The sequence below is a fragment of the uncultured Thiodictyon sp. genome, assembly GCF_903828115.1.
Classification (GTDB): domain Bacteria; phylum Pseudomonadota; class Gammaproteobacteria; order Chromatiales; family Chromatiaceae; genus Thiodictyon.
The window spans coordinates 1-4709 of sequence record NZ_CAIKKU010000066.1 but is presented as its reverse complement, the minus strand read 5'-3'; the positions used below and the strand labels follow the sequence as shown (position 1 = coordinate 4709).

The 4709-nt window shown below is 61.3% G+C and carries 3 protein-coding genes; all 3 read right to left on the bottom strand.

Annotation, left to right across the window (positions count from 1 at the left end):
* Positions 1-59: 59 nt before the first annotated feature.
* The 3 genes from pglZ to QZY48_RS02280 are packed head-to-tail and all read right to left on the bottom strand — an operon-like array spanning position 60 to position 4631.
* A complete protein-coding gene (pglZ, locus tag QZY48_RS02290) occupies positions 60-2666 on the bottom strand; it encodes a BREX-1 system phosphatase PglZ type A (RefSeq protein WP_295427157.1) in 2607 nt (868 codons plus the stop codon).
* A gap of 8 nt (positions 2667-2674) precedes the next feature.
* Positions 2675-3418 carry a hypothetical protein gene (locus tag QZY48_RS02285; protein ID WP_295427154.1) on the bottom strand — a complete coding sequence of 248 codons (744 nt, stop codon included), beginning with the start codon at positions 3416-3418 and terminating at the stop codon, positions 2675-2677.
* The gene (locus QZY48_RS02280; protein WP_295427151.1) at positions 3396-4631 is read right to left on the bottom strand and encodes an AAA family ATPase; all 1236 of its coding nucleotides are present in this window, start codon (positions 4629-4631) and stop codon (positions 3396-3398) included. Before QZY48_RS02280 ends, QZY48_RS02285 begins: the two co-directional genes overlap by 23 nt.
* Between the last annotated feature and the right edge of the window lie 78 nt (positions 4632-4709).

Below are 4709 nucleotides of genomic sequence, written 5' to 3'. Positions count from 1 at the left end.
GTGTTCATCTGTGTTCATCTGTGGACAAAATTCTTCCTTCCATCGTTACCCTCTGTGGATCAGAAGTCGTTGCTGAAGGCCAGGTCGATCGTCACGTCGAAGCGCGCCTCTTCCACCCCGGTCTCGGTGTCGCGCAGGATTAACTGGAAGACCTTCTTGCTGTCGAAGCGCCGCCCCTCCAGGGTCAGGCTCACCGTCTTCTTCCACTGGTTCATGTCGGTGGAGGGGCTGTCGAAGGTCAGGGTCTCGATATTGGTGACCGGTTCCGCGCCGTCGTAGATCGCCACCTTCAGCGTGACCGGCTTGATCCGCTCGCCGACCGGCTCGGTCTGGATCAACTCGAAGCGACAACGGTTGGTCGTGACCTTGAAATTGCTGCCGAGTACGCTTACGCCGACGGTGCGGGTCCGCGTCTTGGCCGCGCTGCCCGTCTCCTTGACATGGTGCACGCGGATGACCGGCACCACGACCTCCTGCGGCATGGCCCCGCCATGCACAAACCGCGAGCCACCGACGAAGTGAAAGCGGTTGGCGCCCTTCGGCACCCAGAATTCCATCCCGCCCCCGGCGCCGGCCGTGACTGCGGTGGTGCCACGCCAGGCTTGGTCACTGGCAGGCAGGTTCCGACCCAGGAGATAGCGCTTCTTGGCCAGGAGGGTGCCGACGGGTTTGCCGGCCAGGGTGTTCTTGTCGGTCTCTCCAGGCGGTGTTTCCTGGAACAGGAAGCCATGATCGGCGGTGATGACCAGGTGATTGCCGTTGAGGCTGTTGATGATCTTGCTCACCAGGTCGCACAGTTCATCGATCGCCTTGCGCACTGCGCCGAAGGTTTGCCCCTCGGTCGCGGCCTTATCGCCGACCGCGTCCACCTGGTCGTGATAGACATAGACCACCCGATAGGGCTTGACGAAGGCACGTCCCTCGTCCTTCTTCATGGCCATGAAGACCTCGGCCCGGACCGCCACGCCCTGCACCGCTTCCAGCACCCGGCCCCGCTGTTCCAGCGAACCGCACGGCAGGCCGTCGACCCGCACGGTGCCGCCCTCGTCGTAGTCGAGCGCCTGGTGGGGCAGCAACGCGGCCATGCCCAGCCCGGTGTAGGACGGCAACACGCCAAGCTGGGCGGACAGGTCCGCGTCGAAGCGGTACTTACCGTTGAGCAGGCCGTTGAGCTCCTGCGCAATCTCGAAGCGCAGGGCGTCGCTGATGATCACGAAGACCCGGCGGTCGGTCCCTTTTGCCAGGACGCGCGCAACTTCCCGCTCAAAGAATGTCTGCTGATTGGGCAGCCCGTCGATCCGCCAGGACTCGAGCAGACCGCCCTCCAGATGCTTGTTCCACTCCAGCGCCAACTCCGCCACGAAGCCCGTGCCATAGACCTGCTCGATCTTCTTGCGCAAGGACTTGAGCACATCCCAGTCGTGGGACTCGGCGTAATCCGCGGCCTCGCAAAACTGGCGGTAGAGCTGATCGAAGCGATACAGGCCGTCCAAGTAGGCGCGCAGCAGCGCCGGTGCGTCCGGCTGCGCCAAGCCGCCGAGGTGCTCGTTGCGCAGGTCCAACAGGTCCGCGGCGGTCTGCAGGGCCTCGTAGACCGCGTACAGTGAGCGGCGTGGCGCATGGGGGGTGTCCGGCAGCGCCCGTGACGCCCAGTACCCATCCTGTCGGTGCGCGGCGATGGCCCGGACGGCCTGGGGCTTGATGCTCTGCGCGGTCTCCAGCACCCGGTCGCGCAAACGACTGGCGATGACCTGCTCGACCAGCAGGAAGGTCTTGACCTCGGCCAGGGCCTCGATCTCCAAGGCCCCCAAGTGTTGCGTGAGCTTCACCGCATCCGCCACGTCGGCTGACAGGCGTTCATAGGACGGCCCCCGGGTGCTGCTGTCACGCCACTGGGCGAGGCAGACCACCGCATTGGCGGCCCCCTGGCGCCCCAGCGTGAGCGGCTTGAGGCCCCCCGGAAGCGGCCCGCGGCAGGCGTGATTCAGATCCGACACCAGGAGCCGGATCAGCAGGTTTTTGAGTGTCGGCGCCCCTTCCTGGTAACCGAACTGGCCCCCTACGAGGTCCCAGAAGGCCCCCTGTACCCCGAATTTTTGCATCTCCTCCCACGCGGGCGGGAGCGCGTCGAGCTGGCCCTCCGGGATGGCATCGAACAAGGCGATCAGGACATTGAAAAACTCCGGCTGATCGGCCTTGGCGAGCACCGCGATGATCTTGCGGTCGATGTCGAGGGCGCTGTCATTGGGGCTCACCAGCCGCTTCAGCCGCTCCAGCCGGTCCCGGTTGGCGAAGAACCGCGCGCGCTCCGCCAGGTGCGTGCGCAACGACTGCTGGGTCAACCCGAGTTCGCTGAGCAGCATCGAGGCCCGGTCCGCCCGGAAGCTCGCGCTGTACAGGCGGATATCGAGCAGCCAGTCCTGTTCGACCTCCGGCGGCTCAGACGGGGCATAGAGCAGATAGCGGCCCTGGGTATCGGTCAGCTCCAGGCGCACCTTGACCTCCAACCCGCAGACCTGGTCGAGGCGCAACAGGGTTACATCACCGAGGTCAAGCTCCGGCAGCGTCTCCTCGAACTCCCGATCGGGGTCGTTCCAGAAAACGATACGGTGCCCGTCCTTATCGAACTGGTCTCGGAGTGCGTCGCGGATGCGTTGGGTGTCCATGAATCTCTCTAGCCTCCCGCGGCCATGTTCTTCCACGGACAGAGGCAATCCTCAAGGCGCGTCTTGAAGGCGTTGAAGCTCGTCATATCGATTCGACTGGCGTCGACCGCGCCGGTGCGTACAAGGTCGGCCAGTGCGGCGGCGCTCGGTTCCTCTCCCAATGCCGCCGCCAATTGTGCCTTAAGTGAGTTCGGGGCACGGTCATTGCCTGACGCAAGCTCGATGCCGTCACAGTGTTGGTACGGTTGCTGCTTCTTGAGGGCGCAGAGAAGCCAAGCTTCTGACTTCGGGTTGGGCACCATCGGGACCCCTTTGTCGAAACCCTCGTAGGCAAACCCATTGAGCATGGACTCGCGCTTATTATGCCACTCCACTTCTGCGGTCGACTGCGTCCTGTCCGCATCGCGGAACAGCACTGCAACGACCTCGTCGTCCATATCCGTTGCAAGTTCTTTTGCCAAATGAGCCATGGCGCGGGCGTTAAAATAGAAGTAACCCGTCTCTAGTGGACGTTTCTTGCCAACCAGGGTCACCGTCCGACGCGCCTTCGACACCGCGGAGAGTCTCGCCTTCGAGACGAAATACATCAAACCCAATGGCAATAACGCATATTCTAGAGCCGCCTCCACAACTTGGTCCACAAGCCATGCCATGGGTCCCGCTTCAAACTCGTCGCCGCAGCACGAATCCGCAACAAGGCACCGACCCATGTCGGTGACACCCTCTCCGCTAACGAGGATCAGCATCACCATGCCCCTGACCGCCCGCCGTCATCGCCTGAATCTCCCCTTGAAGCCGGGTCAGATTCGTGTCGACGAAGGCCTCACCCGGCCCCATGACCTCAAGCTTCTCCGAGACCGATGGGATCGAGAAGAAGGGAACCGAACGCGTGTAACCCTCCGGGGTCTTGTACAGATATTGCACGCCCCGCCTGGCCACATCGTCATCGAGATAATTCAGGATCATCGGGCTGTGCGTCGTTACCAGTACCTGCTGCCGTGAGCCCACCAGGATATCGAGCAGAAATTCCACCAATTCAGGGTTGATGCCATTCTCGATTTCGTCGAAGAGCACGAACTTGTGTTCTGTCAGGATCTCGGCAAGTATTGCCATAAGCCGCAACATGCCGTCGTTAACGTGTTTAGCCTCGGTGGTAAGCGGGGTGTTTCCGAACTGCTCCTTGATGTTTAGCTCTTTCCAGCCGGCCCGCAGTGAACGAGTAAAAAAGCTGCTCAATTGTGGGTAGCACGTCTGGAGTCGCGCCAACAACTCCGTTCGTTGCGCCGTCGAAAGGTCGTGAAGAAACGCGGATAGGCGCTCACCAGCCAACCCGATATCTCCACGGCTCGAATTTGTCTTCTTTCTAAGAAATTGCGGTGCCAGCAAGTCGAGCGCTACAGTGCTCTGCAAAAATCCTTTGAGCGCGCGAAGCGCGGAAGGAAGGATTTCGTCCTTGAGCTGGGATAGCACGGACCCTTCGTACTCGAACGCGATCTTTGTTCGAACCATGTCCTCGCGCTCGTCCGGTATCGCATAGCTGCCTTCATCGACGGAGAAGATAATGCGTTTGTCGACGCTAACCCTTTCTTGAGTGCATTTTAGCGAGGTGCGATTAAATCTGGCCTTCCAAAACAGCACTTTGGCCCCTTTCCGCAACGCGATACCGACTGTGATATTGCTCTTTCGTATCAACTTGGAATTCAGGTCGGCGGGGCTCCATTGGCGCTGCTCCAGCCACCGGGAAATACTTCCTTTGAACAGGCAGGCGATGAAATCCACGGCTTGAATGACCGTTGATTTTCCGGAACCATTCAAGCCGATCAGACAGGTAAAGTCCGCCAGAGGGAGCCTGAAATCGACCAGCGATTTAAAGTTGTCAACGCTGAGCAGGGACAAACGCGTGGGGATAGCCACGGCTTCCCCGTCATCGAGGCGCGATCGAGCCCCGCTGTCGGTCCAGTTCATTGGCTGTCCTCCGGGATGGCTTTGATCATAAATCCGGCCACCCTGCTGGACGGGAGGCCGCTGGTCCGCACAGCGGAC